This is a genomic window from Curtobacterium sp. Csp1 (genome assembly GCF_013347185.1).
Genome location: NZ_CP054594.1, coordinates 2,877,773 through 2,894,668, shown reverse-complemented (window position 1 = coordinate 2,894,668; position 16,896 = coordinate 2,877,773). Strand labels below are relative to the sequence as shown.

The window sequence follows — 16,896 nt, the reverse complement described above, 5'->3', positions numbered from 1 at the left end:
CCCCTCGGAGTCCCCCGCACCATGTCCGCCGCACCGGCACCCACGTCCACGACCACACCGGCCCCGGCCGCCGAGAACCCGCGCTCCCGCGTCGTCATCGCGAGCCTCGTCGGCACGTCGATCGAGTTCTACGACTTCTACGTCTACGCGACCGCCGCCGTCCTGGTCTTCCCGACGCTCTTCTTCCCGAACGAGGACCCGACGGCATCGCAGCTGTCGTCGTTCGTCACGTTCGCCCTCGCCTTCTTCGCCCGGCCCGTCGGGTCGATCCTGTTCGGGCACTTCGGTGACCGCATCGGCCGCAAGGCGACGCTCGTCGCGTCCCTGCTCGTGATGGGCGCCGCGACGTTCCTCATCGGCTGCCTGCCGACCTTCGCGAGCGTCGGCATCTGGGCGCCGGTGCTCCTCGCCGTACTGCGCTTCGCCCAGGGCGTCGGCCTCGGCGGCGAGTGGTCCGGCGCGGCCCTGCTCGCGACCGAGAACGCCCCGAAGGGCAAGCGCGGGGTCTTCGGCTCGATGCCGCAGCTCGGCGCCCCGATCGGCTTCCTGCTCGCGAACGGTCTGTTCATCGCGATCAACGCCGCCATGCCCGCCGCCGCCGACGGCACCCCGAACGCCGACTTCCAGGCGTGGGGCTGGCGCATCCCGTTCCTGCTGTCCGCGGTGCTCGTCATGGTGGGCCTCTACGTCCGCTTCAAGCTGGTCGAGTCGACCGTGTTCCGCGGCGTCCAGGAGAGCGGCACGGTCGCGAAGCTCCCGCTCGGCCGGGTGTTCCGCACGTCGTGGAAGGCCGTCGTCGTCGGCACGTTCGGCATGGTCGCCACGTACGTCCTCTTCTACTTCATGACGACGTTCACGCTGAACTACGGCACGAACCCGTCCGAGCCGGCACCGCTGCAGAAGCTCGGGCTCGGCTACAGCCGCGGTGAGTTCCTCACGCTGCTCATGATCGGCGTGGTGTTCTTCGGCATCTTCACCCCGATCGCCGGCTGGCTCGCGGACAAGTACGGTCGCCGCCGCACCCTGATCCCGACCACGGTCGGCATCGCCCTGTTCGGCCTCACGTTCCAGCTCTGGTTCGCCGCCGCCACCGGGCCGATCACCGTCGTGACGTTCCTGATCGTCGGGCTGTCGCTCATGGGCCTGACGTTCGGGCCGATGGGGGCGCTCCTGCCGGAGCTCTTCCCGACGAACGTCCGCTACACGGGCTCCGCGCTGGCGTACAACATCGCGTCGATCATCGGGGCCTCGCTCGCGCCGACGATCGCGCTGCAGCTCTGGCAGCCGGACGGGAACATCTTCTTCGTCGGGCTGTACCTGACCGGGGCAGCCGTCGTGACGCTCGTCGCCCTCCTGCTCGTCCGCGAGACCAAGCAGGCCGGCCTCGCGGACGGGGACGCGACCGCCTCGCGTCGCTGACGCGACCCCGATCGGACTGGAGCGCGCCCCGCTCAGCGGTGACGCGCCAGCGTCACGCGGGGCGCGCCGACCGAGCCTCCGAGGGAGGTGTGCCAGCTGGCACCGTGCCTCCAGTCCGTCCGTCCGTGCGTGCGCAGCGCGCACCCACCGGTCGGTGCGAGACTGGACGACGGCCGCCAGCACCTCCCGCACGGGCGGCAGGAACCAGGAACGATGAGTCTCTTCGCACGTGCCAAGAAGTCCGACGGGCCCCGCGCCAGCTTCGGACGGCTGCTGACCTACCTGTTCGAGAACAAGCCCGCGATGGCCGTGATCATCGTGCTGAGCGTCCTCGGAGCTGCCGCATCGCTCGCGCAGCCGCTCCTGGTGAACCAGGTCGTGACGGCCGTGCAGCAGGGCGACACCCTGTCGGTCCTCGTCTGGGTGCTCGTGGCGCTCGTGCTCGTGTCCGGACTCCTGAACGGCGTCCAGCACTTCCTGCTCCAACGCGCGGGCGAGGGCGTGGTGCTCTCGACGCGCCGCAAGCTCATCGCGCGGATCCTCAACCTGCCGATCTCGGAGTTCGACACGCGGCGCACGGGTGACCTCGTCTCCCGCGTGGGGAGCGACACGACGCTGCTGCGCGCGGTGCTCACGCAGGGGCTCATCGAGTCGATCGGCGGCGCGCTCACGTTCATCGGCGCGATCATCGCGATGGCCGTGATCGACCCGCTCCTCCTCGGCATCACGGTCGTCATCGTCCTCGTCGCGATCGTCGTCGTCGGCGGGCTCAGCCGGCGCATCCGCATCGCGTCGAAGCGGGCGCAGGAGAAGGTCGGCGACCTCACGGCCGCGATCGAGCGCGGCATCGGGGCCGTGCGGACCATCCGCGCCGCCGGTGCCACCGACCGCGAGGTCCGCGAGGTCGACGACCACGCGACCGAGGCCTACCGCCGCGGTCTCGACATCGCGAAGATGTCGGCGTTCGTCGTGCCGGTCGCGAGCATCGTCATGCAGGTCGCGTTCATCGCCGTGCTCGGCGTCGGCGGGGCACAGGTCGCCGCGGGGCAGATCACCATCGCGACGCTCATCACGTTCATCCTGCTGCTCTTCATGATGGTGATGCCGCTCGGGCAGGCCCTGGGCGCGGCGGTGGCCGTCGCGCAGGCGCTCGGCGCGCTCGGCCGCATCGAGGAGATCCTGCACCTGCCGACCGAGGACCAGGACGACGGCGCCGTGCGGGTGGCCGCCGCGACGGAGACGGACGACGCGATCGCGTTCGAACACGTCACGTTCCGGTACGCGCGGGGCGCCGATGCGTCCGGCGCGGACGGGGCTGCGGGTGCGGGTGCCGTTGGTGACGGTGCTCCTGGTTCGGACGACGTCGTGCTGGACGACGTGTCCTTCCGGGTGCCGCGCGGTGCCCGGATCGCGCTCGTCGGGCCCTCGGGCGCGGGCAAGTCGACGACGCTCGCGCTCATCGAGCGGTTCTACGACCCGACCGCCGGCGTCATCCGGCTCGGCGGGGTCGACGTGCGCGGGCTCGACCGCGCGGAGCTCCGCGCCCAGATCGGCTACGTCGAGCAGGACGCCCCCGTGCTCGCGGGAACGATCCGGGCGAACCTGCTGCTCGGCTCGCCCGACGCGTCCGAGGCCGAGTGCGTCCGCGTGCTCGAGGCCGTGAACCTCGGCGACGTGCTGCACCGCGACCCTCGGGGCCTCGACGCGCAGGTCGGTGAGGACGGCGTGATGCTCTCCGGCGGTGAGCGGCAGCGGCTCGCCATCGCCCGGGCGCTCCTGGCGGCGCCGCCGATCCTGCTGCTCGACGAGTCGACCTCGTCGCTCGACGGGGTGAACGAGCAGAAGATGCGGCTCGCGATCGACGCCGTGGCCGAGGACCGCACCCTGCTCGTCATCGCACACCGGCTGTCGACCGTCGTGGACTCCGACGTCATCGTGGTGCTCGAGCACGGCCGCGTGGTGGGCACGGGCACGCACTCCGAGCTCGTGCAGTCCACCCCGCTGTACCGGGACCTGGCGAAGCACCAGCTCCTGGTCTGAGCCGTCAGGCGGCGAAGGGGTCCGGCGTCAGGACGTACACCGACTCCAGGTACTCCTCGATGCCCTCGTGCGACCCCTCGCGCCCGAGTCCGGAGGACTTCACCCCGCCGAACGGGAACGCGGCGTTCGACACGACGCCCGTGTTCAACCCGAGCATCCCCGTCTCCAGGCGCTCCGCCAGCCGCTGCCCGCGACGGAAGTCACCGGTGAACGCGTAGGCGACCAGGCCGTACTCGGTGTCGTTCGCGAGCCGGATGCCCTCGTCCTCGGTGGCGAACCGGGTGATCGAGACGACCGGGCCGAAGATCTCGGTCGTCAGGATGTCGGACCCCGGCTGCACGTCGTCCAGGACGGTGGGCGCGTAGAACGTCCCCGGCCGGTCGACCCGCTCCCCGCCGGTGATCAGCCGCGCCCCGCGCTGCACGGCGTCGTCGACCAGGGCCGCGGCCTTGTCCACCGCCCGGTCGTCGATGAGCGGCCCCATCGTCGTGCCGTCCTCGGTCCCGCGACCGATGCGGAACGCGTCCACCTTCGCGGTGAGCGCCGCGGTGAAGGCGTCCGCGATGCCCTCCTGCACGAAGAAGCGGTTCGCGGCGGTGCAGGCCTCGCCGACGTTCCGGAACTTCGCCTGCATCGCGGCCTCGACGGCCTGGTCCAGGTCGGCGTCGTCGAAGACCAGGAGCGGAGCGTTGCCGCCGAGCTCCATGCTCGTCTTGAGGACGGTGTCCGCGGCCTGCTTGAGGAGCGCCGAGCCGACCGGGGTCGACCCCGTGAAGGTGAGCTTCCGGAGGCGTCGGTCGGCGAGGATCGGCGCGGACAGGCCCTTCGCGTCGAGGGACGACACGACGTTGAGCACGCCGTCCGGCAGCCCCGCACGGCGGAACAGCTCGACCAGGAACAGCGTCGTGAGCGGGGTGAGCTCGGCGGGCTTGAGCACCACGGTGCAGCCGGCGGCCAGGGCGGGCCCGATCTTCCGGGTCGCCATCGCGAGCGGGAAGTTCCACGGGGTGATCGCGTACACCGGGCCGACCGGCCGGCGCAGGACGATCCCGCGGCCGGTGCCCTCCGGGTTCGTGCGGTAGTCGCCGTGGATCCGGACGGCCTCCTCCGAGAACCAGCGGAGGAACTCGGCACCGTAGGTCACCTCGCCCCGCGACTCGGCGAGGGGCTTGCCCATCTCGAGGGTCATGAGCGCGGCGAGGTCGTCCTCGTGCTCGAGCGCCAGGTCGAAGGCCCGGCGTAGGATGTCCGACCGCGTGCGGGGCGGTGTCGCCGCCCACGACTCTTGCGCGGCGGCAGCGGCGTCGAGGGCGGCCATGCCGTCCTCCGGTGTGGCGTCGGCGACCTCGGCGAGGACCTCCCCCGTCGAGGGGTCCCGGACGGCGAACGTCGCGCCACCGCTCGCGGCCCGCCACTGCCCGCCGATGAACAGGCCCGTCGGCACACCCGTCACGCGGACGTGCTCGTCCGCCACGGTCGTGGTCGGGCCGCCGTAGTGCTCGGTGCCGGTGGTGTCGGTGGTGCTGGTGGTGTCGGTCACAGTACTGCTCCTCCGGGGTTCGCGAGCCCCTCGTCCATGTCGCTGCGGTCGACGTGTCCGCCGACCGCTCGGATGTCGTCGAGCGCCGCAGCGCTCCGGTCCGGGTCGACGCCCGCCACCAGGTCCTCGTACACGGCGACGTCGAGGCCGGCTTCGCGGGCGTCGAGCGCCGAGGCACGGACGCAGTGGTCCGTCGCGATGCCGACGAGGTCGACCGTGGTCACGCGGCGCTCCGCCAGCAGGTCCGGCAGGGCGGTGCCGTCCTCGGTCACGGCCTGGAACGCCGAGTAGTCGGGACGACCCTGCCCCTTGAACACGTGGACGTCCAGGACCGAGGTGTCGAGGGCCGGGTGGTACTCGGCGCCCGCGGTGCCGCCGACGCAGTGCACGGGCCAGGTGTCGACGAAGTCCGGGCCCGCCGCGCCGGCGAAGTGGCCGCCGTTGTCGTCGTCGCCGTGGTGCCAGTCGCGGGACCCGACGATCAGGTCGTACTCGTCGGCGTGCCGACCGAGGAACGCGGTGATGCGCTCCGCGAGGGCGGCCCCGCCGGCGACGCCGAGCGCGCCGCCCTCCGTGAAGTCGTTCTGGACGTCGACGACGAGCAGTGCCCTGGCCATGCCGTCCATCCTGCACCCGGCGGCTCCGAGCTCGGTCGGCCGCAAGGGCGACGCGCGCAGGACTCAGCGGAGCGCGAACAGGGCGGCGTCCGTCGCGGGGTCAGGACCCGGTGAGCTGCCCGCCGCACGAGTAGGTGGCCGCGGTCACGGCGTCGAGCGCGGGGAGCGCCGCCGCCCGCGACGAGCCGATCGCGTAGAAGGCGAACGTCAGCCGGGTGCCGTCCGCCGCGTCGATGTAGCCGCCGAGGGTGTTCGCGCTGTCGATCCACCCGGTCTTGGCGTGCACCTTGCCGCGCGCCACGGCGTTCGCCCCGGTGAAGCGGCTCGCGAGCGTCCCCGACTGCCCGGCCACCGGCAGCGACTCCGCGAGGGTCCCGAGGCCCTTCGCGCCGGCCGCGACCTGGACCATGAGGTGGGCGACGAAGTCGGGCGACACCGCGTTCGACGCGCTCTCCCCCGAGCCGTCCTTGATCACGATGCCCGCCGGGTCGACCCCGTACGACGAGAGTGCCGTCTGGTAGACCGCGGTGAGCGAAGCTGCGGAGCCGTCGGCGCCGGACTCCTTCGAGGAGATCCGCGCGAGCATCTCGGCCAGGGTGTTGTCCGAGTTCGGGATCATCTGCCCGATCAGCGTCGAGACGGGCTGCGAGGAGACCGTCGCGATCGTGTCCGTGCTCGTCGTGGCCCGCTTGACGATCTGGGCGTTCCCCGCCCCGACCACGCCCGCGTTCGCCAGTGCCGTCCGGAACGCCGCACCCGCGCGACCGACCGGATCGGTGGAGCGCGGCGAGGTCGCGGCCGCGGGGTTCGCCCGGTCGCCGTCCACCATGAGCGCCGTGACCTCGGGCTGGTACCCGATCGTCCGCTCGCTCACGGGCCACGTGGGATCCCACGCGTCGGCGTCGTTCCAGTAGGTGTCGTCGGTGACGATCGTCGTGACGGGGGCGTCACCGAGGGACGCCTTCACCTGCTGGGCGAGCTGCGCCAGGGTGGGCGCCCCGGGGTAGACCGTGCCGCCGCCGACCGAGAGCGTCGGGTCGCCGTGACCGACGATCGCGATCGTGCCGTCCGACTCCTTCGTCACCGTCGTCGGGATCCGGTGGTCGCCGCCGAGGACCGCGAGGGCCGTCGCCGTCGTGAGGGTCTTCATCACGCTGCCGGTCTGCGCGGGCTGGTCGCCCTTGCGGGAGAACAGGACCTCGCCGGTCGCCGCGTTCATCACGTACCCCTCGAAGTCGCCGAGGCCGGGCGCCGAGGCCGCGGCGTCGATCGTGCACGTCCGCAGGGCGGACGGGCCGGCGACGTCCTGCGGCACCGACCGGCCGGCCGGCGTGGGCGTCGGGGTGGAGGTCGGGCTCGGGGTCCGGGACGTCGTCGCGGACGGCGCCGCGGCGGCGCTCGTCGACCGCGTGGTCGGAGCGGTCGCAGCGGCGATCGCGACGGCTCCCCCGGACCCGAGCACGAGGACGCCGGCCAGGGCACCCGCGATCCACGGCACCGGGCGGCGGGTGACGGACCCGCGGACGGCGGCGACCGCGTGACGGAGGCGGTCGGCGACGGACTGCGACGAGGGCTGCTGGTCGGACATCCCGACCGATCCTACGGAACTGCGGGAGGAGCCTCCAGGCCGGATCCCGGAACCGACCGTCCACCGTCGGCCGGTGCACTCGAGGGAGCAGCGGTGTCGCCGTCGCCGTCGGCCACGTAGCGGACGCCGACCTGGCGACGGGCCTCGTCCATCACGGCCATGATCGCGACGCTCTCCTCGGGGTCCATCGGACCGCCCTCGTGCATGCCGGAGGTGACCATCGCCTCGAAGGCGCGGGCCTCGTGCCCGTAGCCGGCGAGTTCCTCGCGGCCGTCGAACTCCTCGACCACGACGCCGTCCCGGTCCCGGATCCGCCACGTCGTCGGGGTGTACCAGGTCGCGTCGAGGTCGATGCGGCCGTCCTCACCGATGATCGACGCGGTGTTCGGGCTCCGCAGGTCTAGGCCGAAGTGGAGCATCGACTGCGCGCCGCCCTCGTGCGTGAGCACGACGCCCATCTGCGTGTCGACGCCCTGGTCGCTCAGCGTGCCCGCCGCGGTGACCGCCGTCGGGACCCCGAGCACGTCGACCGCGAACGAGATCGGGTAGACGCCGAGGTCCAGGATCGCGCCCCCGCCGAGCGCGGGGTCGTTGAGGCGGTGCGTCGGGTCGGACGGCAGCGCCTGGTGGTGCGTGGCCTCGACCACCCGGGGGCGACCGATGCGCCCTTCGGCGATGACCTGGCGGATCATCGCGGACTGCGGCAGGAAGCGGGTCCACATCGCCTCCATCACGGCGACGTCGGCGCGGCGGGCAGCGTCGACGACACGGCGGGCCTCGTCGGCGGTGATCGTGAAGGCCTTCTCGACGAGGACGTGCTTGCCGGCGGCGACGGCGAGGAGGGCGTCCTCGGCGTGCCGGGAGTGCGGGGTCGCGACGTACACCGCGTCGACGTCGTCCGCGGCGACGAGGTCCTCGTACGAGCCGTACGCCCGCGAGATGCCGTGCTCGGCGGCGAACGCCTCGGCGCGCTCCGGCGTGCGGCTGCCGACCGCGACGAACGCGATCCCGGCGGCGGTGCAGTCCCGCACGAACGAGTGGGCGATGCCGCCCGTGCCGATGACTCCCCAGCGAACCGTCATGCGTCCTGTCTACCAGTCGGCTCCGGGACGGCCGGTCGTGTGACGGGGTGGGTGCGCCCGGCGGACGCGTCGTGTCGCGCACGGGCTCGGCGCGTCCGGCGGACGGGTCGTGTCGCGCACGGGCTCGGCGCGTCCGGCGGGCGGGTCCCGGGCGTGCCCGGCGCGTCCGGCGGACGCGCCGGCGCGTGCCCGGCGCGTCCGGCGGGCGGGTCCCGGGCGTACCCGGCGTTGCGGCCCGGAACGGCGAGAACCCCCGCCTCCTGCTGGAGGACGGGGGTTCTCGGTGGAGCCGCCTGTCGGAATCGAACCGACGACCTATTCATTACGAGTGAATCGCTCTGCCGACTGAGCTAAGGCGGCGGGCACTCCGTTGCCGGAGTGGCACGGGTAAGGACTATACAGGTTCAGACGAGCGAACGCGAAACGAGCGCCCCGAGCTCGGCGAAGGACCGCTCCAGCTCGTCCACCAGGTGCGTCTCGGTCGTGCTGTCCGACCACTCCCACCAGGCGTGCCGCAGGGCCGCGAGCGCCACGATCGAGGCCAGTCTCGCCCGGCGCCGCAGCGCATCCGGGTCCGCGGCGTCCGCCAACGCGGGGTCCGTCGTCCGGAGTCGGGCGGCGACGGCGTCCTCGATCTGCGCCTGGAACTCCTTCATCGACGCCATCCGCCGACTGAACAGCTCGGGCGCGGCGCGCAGCACCTGCTGCCGCTCCTCGAGCAGGCCGCGCTCCTCGATGAGCTCCTCGGTCGCGTGCACCAGCAGGGTCCCCAGGTCGCCGAGCAGGTCCCCGCTCGGCCCGCCGGCGCGGAACGTCGCCAGGGCGTCGTCGTCCGGCAGCGTCGGGTCGTCGCCGAGGAGCGCCTGCTCCTTGCTCGGGAAGTAGTTGAAGAACGTGCGCGGCGACACGTCGGCGCGTCGCGAGACCTCGTCGACCGTCACGGCGGCGAGGCCGGACTCGATCGCGATCCGGAGGGCGGCCTGCTGGATCGCGAAGCGGGTGGCGCGGCGCTTGCGCTCGCGCAGGCCGGGAGCGGCGTCGGGCATGCGGTGATCTTCTCACGGGCGCCGGGCCCGCAGGTGGGGGCGGGGACGGACGGGAGGATCGTGGCGCGGCCCGCCGAGCGGGGGGCGGTGGTCAGCGGGTCGCGCGGGCGATCGTTGCGGGGCCCGCCGTGCGGGCGACGCTGGTCAGCGGGTCGCGCGGGCGATCGTGACCAGGAGGGCCTCGAGTGCCAGGAGCGCGGCGACGTTGGCGGCGATCCGCTGCCGTGCGAGGGCGATCGCGTCGAGGACCTCGAGCGCGGCCGCCGGGGGTACCGCTCCGAGGGCCCGGTCGAGTTCGTCCCGCATGGCCTCGTTCACCGGTTCCGCCGGAGCACCGAGCCCGAGCAGGAGCAGGTCGCGGTACAGCGAGGAGACGTCGACCAGGATGCGGTCGAGACCGTCCCGCAGGCTCCGCGTCGCCCGGCGCTTCTGGTCTTCCTCGAGAGCACGGAGCTGCGAGCGGAGCGCGGGCGGGACCGTCCCGCCGGGCTCGATGCCGAGGGACCGCAGGGCGGCGTCTCGTTCCTCGGCGTCGCGCTGCTGGGTGATCGCCTTCGCGTCCTCGTCCGCGACCGCGAGCAGGTCCGCCGCAGCCATCACGGCGTCACCCACGGAGCGCACGCCGAGCACGGTGGTCAGGGTGCGCCGTCGGCGACCGCGGGCCTCCTCGCTCGTGGCGAGCCGCTGGGCCATCCCGATGTGGCTCTGCGCCTGGCGCGCGGCATCCGTCGCGAGGGCGCGGTCGACACCGGTGCGCGCGACGATGAGCTCGGCGACCGAGGCGACGTCGGGCACCCGGAGACGCACGGACCGGACGCGGGACCGGATGGTCGGCAGCAGGTCGGCCTCGCTCGGGGCGCACAGGATCCACACCGTCCGCTCCGGGGGCTCCTCGAGCGCCTTGAGCAGCAGGTTCGAGGTCCGCTCGGTCATGCGGTCGGCGTCCTCGATGATGACGACGCGGTACCGGCCCACCGACGGCGAGTAGTACGACGACGTCACGAGCTGCCGGATCTCGTCGATCGTGATGATCACCCGCTGGGTGGTCAGGACGGACACGTCCGGGTGGGTGCGCGCTGCGATCTGCCGGAGCGCGTGGTCGTCGTCGGAGCCTGCACCGACCAGCGCGGCGGCGAAGGCCGCGGCGACGTTCGACCGACCGGACCCGGGCGGGCCGGTGATGAGCCACGAGTGCGTCATGCCACCGGTGTCCTCCGGCCCCTCGGCAGCGGACCGCAGCGCAGCCACCGCCTCGTCCTGACCGGTCAGGCCGTCCCACACGCTCACGTGGTCATCCTGTCAGCAGCCACCGTCACGCCGCGGGCACCAGGGCAGCGACGGCCGCACGGATGCGCTGCTGCACCGCAACGGGGTCCTCGGCGGCGTCGACGACCAGGAACCGGTCCGGCTCGGCCGTCGCCATGGCGAGGAACGCCTGCCGGACCGACTCGTGGAACGCCTCGGCCTCAGACTCGAGCCGGTCGAACGTGTCGCCCCGGGCCGCTGCCACCCGCGAACGGCCGACCGTGACGTCGAGGTCGAGCAGGACGGTCAGGTCCGGGACGAGCCCGTCGGCGGCCCAGTCCGACACCGACCGGATGTGGTCGGCGCCGAGGCCGCGCGCGACGCCCTGGTACGCCACCGACGAGTCGATGTAGCGGTCCTGCAGCACGACGTCGCCGCGCGCGACGGCGGGGCGCACCACGGTCTCGACGTGGTGCGCCCGGTCGGCCGCGTAGAGCAGGGCCTCGGCGCGCGGGGCGACGTGGCCGCGTTCGTGCAGGACGATCTCGCGGATCCGCTGCCCGAGGTCGGTGCCCCCGGGCTCACGGGTCCGGACGACCGTGCGGCCGCGCGCCTCGAGCCACGCCGTCAGCAGGGCGGCCTGTGTCGTCTTGCCGACACCGTCCCCTCCTTCGAGCGTGATGAACCACCCGCGCGCCGGCGATCCGTCCGCTGCTGCGAGCGGCGCTGTTCCGTCGGTCACTGCTTCTTCGGGGCGGCCTTCTTCGGAGCGGCCTTCCGCGCCGGGGCCTTCTTCTTGACCGGACCCTTGGCACGCTTGTCGGCCAGGAGCTGGACGGCGCGGGCGTGGTCGACGGACTCGACGTCCTCGCCGCGCGGGATCGTGGCGTTCGTCTCACCGTCGGTGACGTACGGACCGAAGCGACCGTCCTTCACCTTGATCGGCTTGCCGGACACCGGGTCCGCCTCGAACTCCTTGAGCGCGGCGCTCGCGGTCCGACGGCCGCCGTACTTCGGCTGGGCGAACAGCTCGAGCGCGCCGGGCAGGTCGACCTCGAAGATCGCGTCCTCGCTCGGCAGGGTCCGGGTGTCCGTGCCCTTCTTGATGTACGGACCGTAGCGGCCGTTCTGCGCCGTGATGTCCTCGCCGGACTCCGGGTCCTTCCCGACGACGCGGGGCAGGTCGAGGAGCTTCAGCGCGGTCTCCAGGTCGACGGTCTGCGGGTCCATCGACTTGAAGAGCGACGCGGTGCGCTCCTTCGGCGCGGCGGCCTTCTTCGTGGTCTTCTTCGCCGGCGCCTTCGTCGCGGTCGTCGCCGCTGCGGTCGTCGTCGCTGCTGCGGCCTCGGCCGGGGCAGGCTCCGTCACCTCGCCGGTCGCGGGGTCCACGGTGGGCTCGGGCTCGGGGGTCCGCTCGGTGACGTAGGGGCCGAACCGACCGTCCTTCGCCAGGACCTCCTTCCCGGACTCCGGGTTGATGCCCACGACGCGGTCGCCGACGACCGGGGCGTCGACGAGCTCCTGTGCCTTCTCGGCGGTGAGCTCGTCCGGCGCCAGGTCCTCGGGGACGTTCACGCGTCGAGGCTTCTCGGGGTCCTCGCCCGGCACCTCGATGTAGGGGCCGTACCGACCGATGCGGAGCGTGAGCCCCGGCGCGAGCTCGACCGAGTTGATGTCCCGCGCGTCGATCTCGCCGAGGTTGTCGATGACCGTGCGCAGACCACGCTGGTCGCCGCCGCCGAAGTAGAACTCCTTGAGCCAGTCGACCCGGTCCTCGTCGCCGCTGGCGATGCGGTCGAGGTCCTCTTCCATCCCGGCGGTGAAGTCGTACTGCACCAGGTCGGCGAAGTGGTCCTCGAGCAGCCGGACCACGCTGAACGCGATCCAGTTCGGCACGAGTGCGCTGCCGCGCTGGGTCACGTAGCCGCGGTCCATGATCGTCGAGATGATCGCGGCGTACGTCGAGGGTCGACCGATGCCGAGCTCCTCGAGCGTCTTCACCAGGCTCGCCTCGGTGTACCGCGGCGGGGCCGAGGTGTCGTGGCCCTTGGCGTCGACCTCGCTGACGCCGAGGTGGTCCCCCTCGGCCATCTGCGGGAGCTTCGCGTCCGCGCCGTCGGCACCGCCGTGGCGCTCCTCGTCGCGACCTTCCTCGTACGCGTTGAGGAAGCCGCGGAAGGTGATCACGGTGCCGGACGCGGTGAACTCCGCGTCCGTGCCGTTCGCCGTCGACGCCAGGCCCGTGACGGGCTCGGTCGACGTGATCCCGAGGACGACCGACGCGGTCGAGCCCTTGGCGTCCGCCATCTGCGACGCGACCGTGCGCTTCCAGATGAGGTCGTAGAGCTTCCAGTCGTTGCCGCGCAGCACCCCCTCCATCTCGGACGGGGTCTTGAAGGTGTCGCCCGCAGGCCGGATGGCCTCGTGCGCCTCTTGCGCGTTCTTGCTCTTGCCGGCGTAGCTGCGCGGCTTGTCCGGGACGGTCTCCGGACCGTACAGTGACGACGCCTGCTTGCGGGCGGCCGTGATCGCCTGCTGCGACAGGGACGACGAGTCCGTTCGCATGTAGGTGATGTGGCCGTTCTCGTACAGACCCTGCGCGACGCTCATCGTCTGCCGGGCCGAGAAGCGGAGCTTCCGCGCGGCCTCCTGCTGGAGCGTCGAGGTGGTGAACGGCGCAGCCGGACGGCGCGTGTACGGCTTCGAGTCGACGCTGCGGACGACGGCGTCGCCGGCCTGCTCGAGCACACGGGTCAGGGCAGCGGCGGACGCCTCGTCCAGCCGGACGGCCTCGCCCTTGAGCGCACCGCGGTCGTCGAAGTCGCGACCGGAGGCCACGCGGGCGCCCTGGAGACGAGCGAGCCGGGCGGTGAAGGCGGTGTCGCCGACCTTCTCGAAGCGCGCCGTCAGGTCCCAGTAGTTCGCCGAGACGAACGCCAGGCGCTCGCGCTCCCGGTCCACGACGAGACGGGTCGCGGCGGACTGCACGCGCCCGGCGGACAGCCCGGGTCCGACCTTGCGCCAGAGCACCGGCGAGACCTCGTACCCGTAGAGCCGGTCGAGGATGCGACGGGTCTCCTGGGCGTCGACGAGCGCGGTGTCGAGTTCGCGGGTGGCCTCCTGCGCGCGCTGGATGGCCTCCTTCGTGATCTCGTGGAACACCATGCGCTTCACGGGCACCTTGGGCTTGAGCACCTGCAGGAGGTGCCACGCGATGGCCTCGCCCTCGCGGTCCTCATCAGTTGCGAGGTAGAGCTCGTCGGCGTCCTTGAGCGCCCGCTTGAGCTCGGTCACCGTCTTCTTCTTCGCGTCGGAGACCACGTAGTAGGGCTCGAAGCCGTTGTCGACGTCGACGGAGAACTTGCCGAGCGACCCCTTCTTCAGCTCGGCCGGCAGGTTCTTGGGCTCGACGAGGTCGCGGATGTGTCCGACTGACGCCTGGACTTCGTATCCGTCACCGAGGTATTGCGCGATCGTCTTCGCCTTCGCGGGGCTCTCGACGATCACGAGCTTCTTCGTGCCTGGCACGTGACTCCTTGATCGATGGTGCACGCCGGCTCCGTCCCGCACGGGGACCATGGACGACCGGGACGACGGTGACCGGGGGCCGACGTGCACACCATACACACACTGTCGGCACGTCCCGGTGGGCGGACCGGCCACCGCGAGCGCGCCCACGGCGAACGCTCCGGAACCGACCGTGACGCCGACCCGGGCGACGGAGCCCGCCGTCCGACAGTCGGTGAGCCGCGCGTCGTTCGCGCTGGCGACCCGACCGGCAGCGGCGCACGGCGCACCGGCCACGAGCCCGACGGCGGCCGCGGCAGCGGCGATCGCCGCCGAGTCCGCCGTGGCCGCCGCACGAGTCGACAGGACCCGGTCGCGCGCGGCGCCGAGCGCCACCGAGCCGACGAGCAGGACGAGGGCGACGACCCCGACCAGCAGGATCGTCGCCGAACCGCGGTCCGACCGGAGCACCGGACCTCCCCGGTGCCCGCTCACCGACCCGCCTCCGCCGCGCACCCCGTCGCGGTCAGCGGGACGGCGGACAGCGGGCCGCCCGTCCGCCCCACCAGGTCGACGCACACCGTGCCGTCGGCGTGCCGGACGGTCGCGACCGTGCCCGGCGCCCCCTCGCGCACCAGCCGGTCGGCCGCGGCCTGGTCGCCCCGCCCGAGCGCCCGTGCGGCGGCGCCCGCCGCGGCCTGCATGCTCCCGACGCGGTCGACCAGGACGACCCCGGCCGCCAGCGTCACGAGCACGAGGACCACGGCGGGCAGTGCCACGGCGAACTCCACGGTCACGCTCCCGCCGTCACGAGGTGAGCGCACCGCGGACGAGGTCGGTCAGGATCTGCTGGACCTCGCCCGACCGCATCACGGCCACGAGCACGCCGGCGAAGGCCACCGCGGCCAGGATGACGACCGCGTACTCGGCCGTGGCGGACCCGTCGTCGGCGCGGAGCCGCAGCCGGCGCCTCGTGCGGCGGTGGCCGCGGTGGCCCCTCGTGGTGTCGGTCATGTCGTTCCCCTTTCTCTGTGAGGCATCTCGCTCGTCGTGGGACCAGCCTCGCGACCGCGGCGGCCGCGGGACGGGCGGACCATGCGGTCTGTGGATGCGTCAGCCCGGACCCCCGACGGTGGAGGAGAGGACACCGACGACGACCGGCACGACGGCGACCAGCACGAACGCCGGGAGCACGCACACCCCCAGGGGCAGGACGAGTCGCACGCCGAGCCGTTCGGCCTCGGCGAGCGCGGCGGCAGCCGCGTCGTCGCGCACGTCCTCGGCCGCGGCACGGAGGAGCCCCGCCGCGGGCACACCGGCACGACGGCTGAGGGACAGGACCTCCCGGAGCCGGCGCTCGGTCGCCGCCTCCGCCGGAGACGGAGCCGGAGCCGGAGCCGAAGCCGGAGCCAGGGCACCACCGCCCTGCTCGGCGAGGACCTCCCGCACCGTCGTGGCGGCCGCCGCCCACGACCCTCCGCCGGACACCGCGACCGCCCAGGCGTCGAGCAGGACCCCCGCGACCCGGCCGTCCGGCGTCGCTCGGCGGACGAGGCCGGCACTCCACCGTCGACCGACCAGGACGAGGAGCCCGGCCGACACCGTGCAGCACCAGCCGACCGGACCGGTGACGAGCACCTCGACCGCTCCGGCTCCCCACGCCGACGCGAGCGCGAGGCCGAACACCGGCAGCGTCAGCACCACCCGGGCACTCGTCCGCGGCCCCGCGAGCGCCACCCGGACCGCCCGGTCCGAGGCTGCCGTCCGACGCATCGCCGCGGCGAGCGCCCGGAGCGCGTCGGCCACGGGCGCCCCGGTGCGCTCGGCGACCGCGAGGACGGTGCGCACGTCCTGCCAGGCCGGGTCGTCCCCGTCGGGGAGTCCGCCGACCAGCGTCCATGCGCGCGGCGGTGGGACGCCGGCAGCCACCAGGACCGCGACCTGGTCGATCCGACGCGCGATCGCAGCGCCGTCGACCCTGTGCCCGGGCGCGCCGCCTCCGACCCGACGCGCAGCCGCACCGCCGCCGGCCTGCCACCCGTCCGAGCCGTCACCGGTCATCGTCGCCGGCGTGCGGTGCCCTGGAGCGGTCGCGTCGCGAGCCGACCGCCCTCGTCCACGACGAGCGTGCCGACCGCTGCGACGATGCGTTTCCCGGCCCGCCGCTCGAGGTGCACGACGAGGTCCAGCGCGCTGATGACCTGCCGGGCGACGGCGGTGACCCCGAGCCCGGCGAGCGCTCCGAGGGCCTCGAGCCGGGCTGCGACGTCCGCCAGACCGTTCGCGTGCAGGGTCCCGGCGCCACCGTCGTGCCCCGTGTTCAGCGCGGCGAGGAGCTCGCACACCTCGGCGCCCCGGCACTCCCCCACCACGAGGCGGTCCGGACGCATCCGCAGGGCCTCGCGGACGAGCCGTTCGAGGCCGAGCGCTCCGGCCCCCTCGGCGTTCGCCTGACGTGCCTCGAGCGCGACGACGTGGGGATGGTCCACGCGGAGTTCGGCGACGTCCTCGACGGTCACGATCCGCTCGGTGTGCGGGACGGCGGCGAGCATCGCGGAGAGCATCGTCGTCTTGCCGCTGCCGGTCGCGCCGGTCACCAGGACGTTCCGCCGCGCGGCGACGGCGTCCTCGATCACCGACCGTGGCACCGTCCGGAACGCGCCGAGGCCCTCGAGGTCGGCGAGGGTCGGACGACCGGGCCGCGGCAGGCGGACGGACAGCGCGGTCCCGTCGACCGCGACCGGCGCGAGCACGACGTGCACCCGGATGCCGTCCCCGATCCGGACGTCCGCACACGGTGTGCTCTCGTCGA

At 73.2% G+C, this 16,896-nt stretch carries 13 protein-coding genes, 1 tRNA gene and 1 pseudogene; 2 read left to right on the top strand and 13 right to left on the bottom strand.

Annotated features, from left to right (window positions below; all coding sequences use genetic code 11):
• Positions 1 to 21 precede the first annotated feature (21 nt).
• Positions 22 to 1,419, top strand: coding sequence for an MFS transporter (locus HUN58_RS13890; protein WP_180224968.1), 1,398 nt, complete (start codon positions 22 to 24; stop codon positions 1,417 to 1,419).
• A gap of 213 nt (positions 1,420 to 1,632) precedes the next feature.
• On the top strand, positions 1,633 to 3,459 hold the full coding sequence (locus HUN58_RS13885; protein ID WP_180224967.1) for an ABC transporter ATP-binding protein: 1,827 nt from the start codon (positions 1,633 to 1,635) through the stop codon (positions 3,457 to 3,459).
• Positions 3,460 to 3,463: 4 nt separating this feature from the next.
• Here the strand turns inward: HUN58_RS13885 and HUN58_RS13880 are convergent, their stop codons facing one another.
• From HUN58_RS13880 to HUN58_RS13820, 13 genes and pseudogenes are all read right to left on the bottom strand, one after another.
• Complete coding sequence (locus HUN58_RS13880) at positions 3,464 to 4,933, bottom strand: NAD-dependent succinate-semialdehyde dehydrogenase (RefSeq protein ID WP_114849867.1); 1,470 nt, start codon at positions 4,931 to 4,933, stop codon at positions 3,464 to 3,466.
• A 62-nt stretch (positions 4,934 to 4,995) separates the two neighbouring features.
• Positions 4,996 to 5,616, bottom strand: a complete 621-nt coding sequence (locus HUN58_RS13875; protein ID WP_114849868.1) for an isochorismatase family protein — start codon at positions 5,614 to 5,616, stop codon at positions 4,996 to 4,998.
• 100 nt (positions 5,617 to 5,716) lie between these two features.
• Complete coding sequence (dacB, locus tag HUN58_RS13870) at positions 5,717 to 7,204, bottom strand: D-alanyl-D-alanine carboxypeptidase/D-alanyl-D-alanine-endopeptidase (protein ID WP_180224966.1); 1,488 nt, start codon at positions 7,202 to 7,204, stop codon at positions 5,717 to 5,719.
• A gap of 11 nt (positions 7,205 to 7,215) precedes the next feature.
• The gene (locus tag HUN58_RS13865) at positions 7,216 to 8,286 is read right to left on the bottom strand and encodes a Gfo/Idh/MocA family protein (protein ID WP_180224965.1); all 1,071 of its coding nucleotides are present in this window, start codon (positions 8,284 to 8,286) and stop codon (positions 7,216 to 7,218) included.
• Between the two features lie 284 nt (positions 8,287 to 8,570).
• A tRNA-Thr gene (locus tag HUN58_RS13860) sits at positions 8,571 to 8,646 on the bottom strand.
• A gap of 44 nt (positions 8,647 to 8,690) precedes the next feature.
• The gene (locus tag HUN58_RS13855; protein ID WP_114849653.1) at positions 8,691 to 9,332 is read right to left on the bottom strand and encodes a TetR family transcriptional regulator; all 642 of its coding nucleotides are present in this window, start codon (positions 9,330 to 9,332) and stop codon (positions 8,691 to 8,693) included.
• 144 nt (positions 9,333 to 9,476) lie between these two features.
• Positions 9,477 to 10,619: a DNA polymerase III subunit delta' gene (locus tag HUN58_RS13850; RefSeq protein WP_180224964.1), complete on the bottom strand. Its 1,143-nt coding sequence runs from the start codon at positions 10,617 to 10,619 to the stop codon at positions 9,477 to 9,479.
• A 25-nt stretch (positions 10,620 to 10,644) separates the two neighbouring features.
• Positions 10,645 to 11,319, bottom strand: coding sequence for a dTMP kinase (tmk, locus tag HUN58_RS13845; protein ID WP_114849655.1), 675 nt, complete (start codon positions 11,317 to 11,319; stop codon positions 10,645 to 10,647).
• Positions 11,316 to 14,579, bottom strand: a complete 3,264-nt coding sequence (gene topA, locus HUN58_RS13840; RefSeq protein WP_180224963.1) for a type I DNA topoisomerase — start codon at positions 14,577 to 14,579, stop codon at positions 11,316 to 11,318. Before topA ends, tmk begins: the two co-directional genes overlap by 4 nt.
• A complete protein-coding gene (locus HUN58_RS13835; RefSeq protein WP_114849657.1) occupies positions 14,576 to 14,881 on the bottom strand; it encodes a hypothetical protein in 306 nt (101 codons plus the stop codon). The genes topA and HUN58_RS13835 overlap by 4 nt, the downstream gene beginning before the upstream one ends.
• A 10-nt stretch (positions 14,882 to 14,891) precedes the next feature.
• The gene (locus tag HUN58_RS13830) at positions 14,892 to 15,098 is read right to left on the bottom strand and encodes a DUF4244 domain-containing protein (RefSeq protein WP_058741674.1); all 207 of its coding nucleotides are present in this window, start codon (positions 15,096 to 15,098) and stop codon (positions 14,892 to 14,894) included.
• A 99-nt stretch (positions 15,099 to 15,197) separates the two neighbouring features.
• A complete protein-coding gene (locus tag HUN58_RS13825; RefSeq protein WP_208745542.1) occupies positions 15,198 to 16,145 on the bottom strand; it encodes a type II secretion system F family protein in 948 nt (315 codons plus the stop codon).
• Positions 16,142 to 16,879, bottom strand: a pseudogene (locus HUN58_RS13820) (CpaF family protein); the annotation flags it as partial. The gene HUN58_RS13825 and the pseudogene HUN58_RS13820, both read right to left, overlap by 4 nt.
• Positions 16,880 to 16,896: the final 17 nt, after the last annotated feature.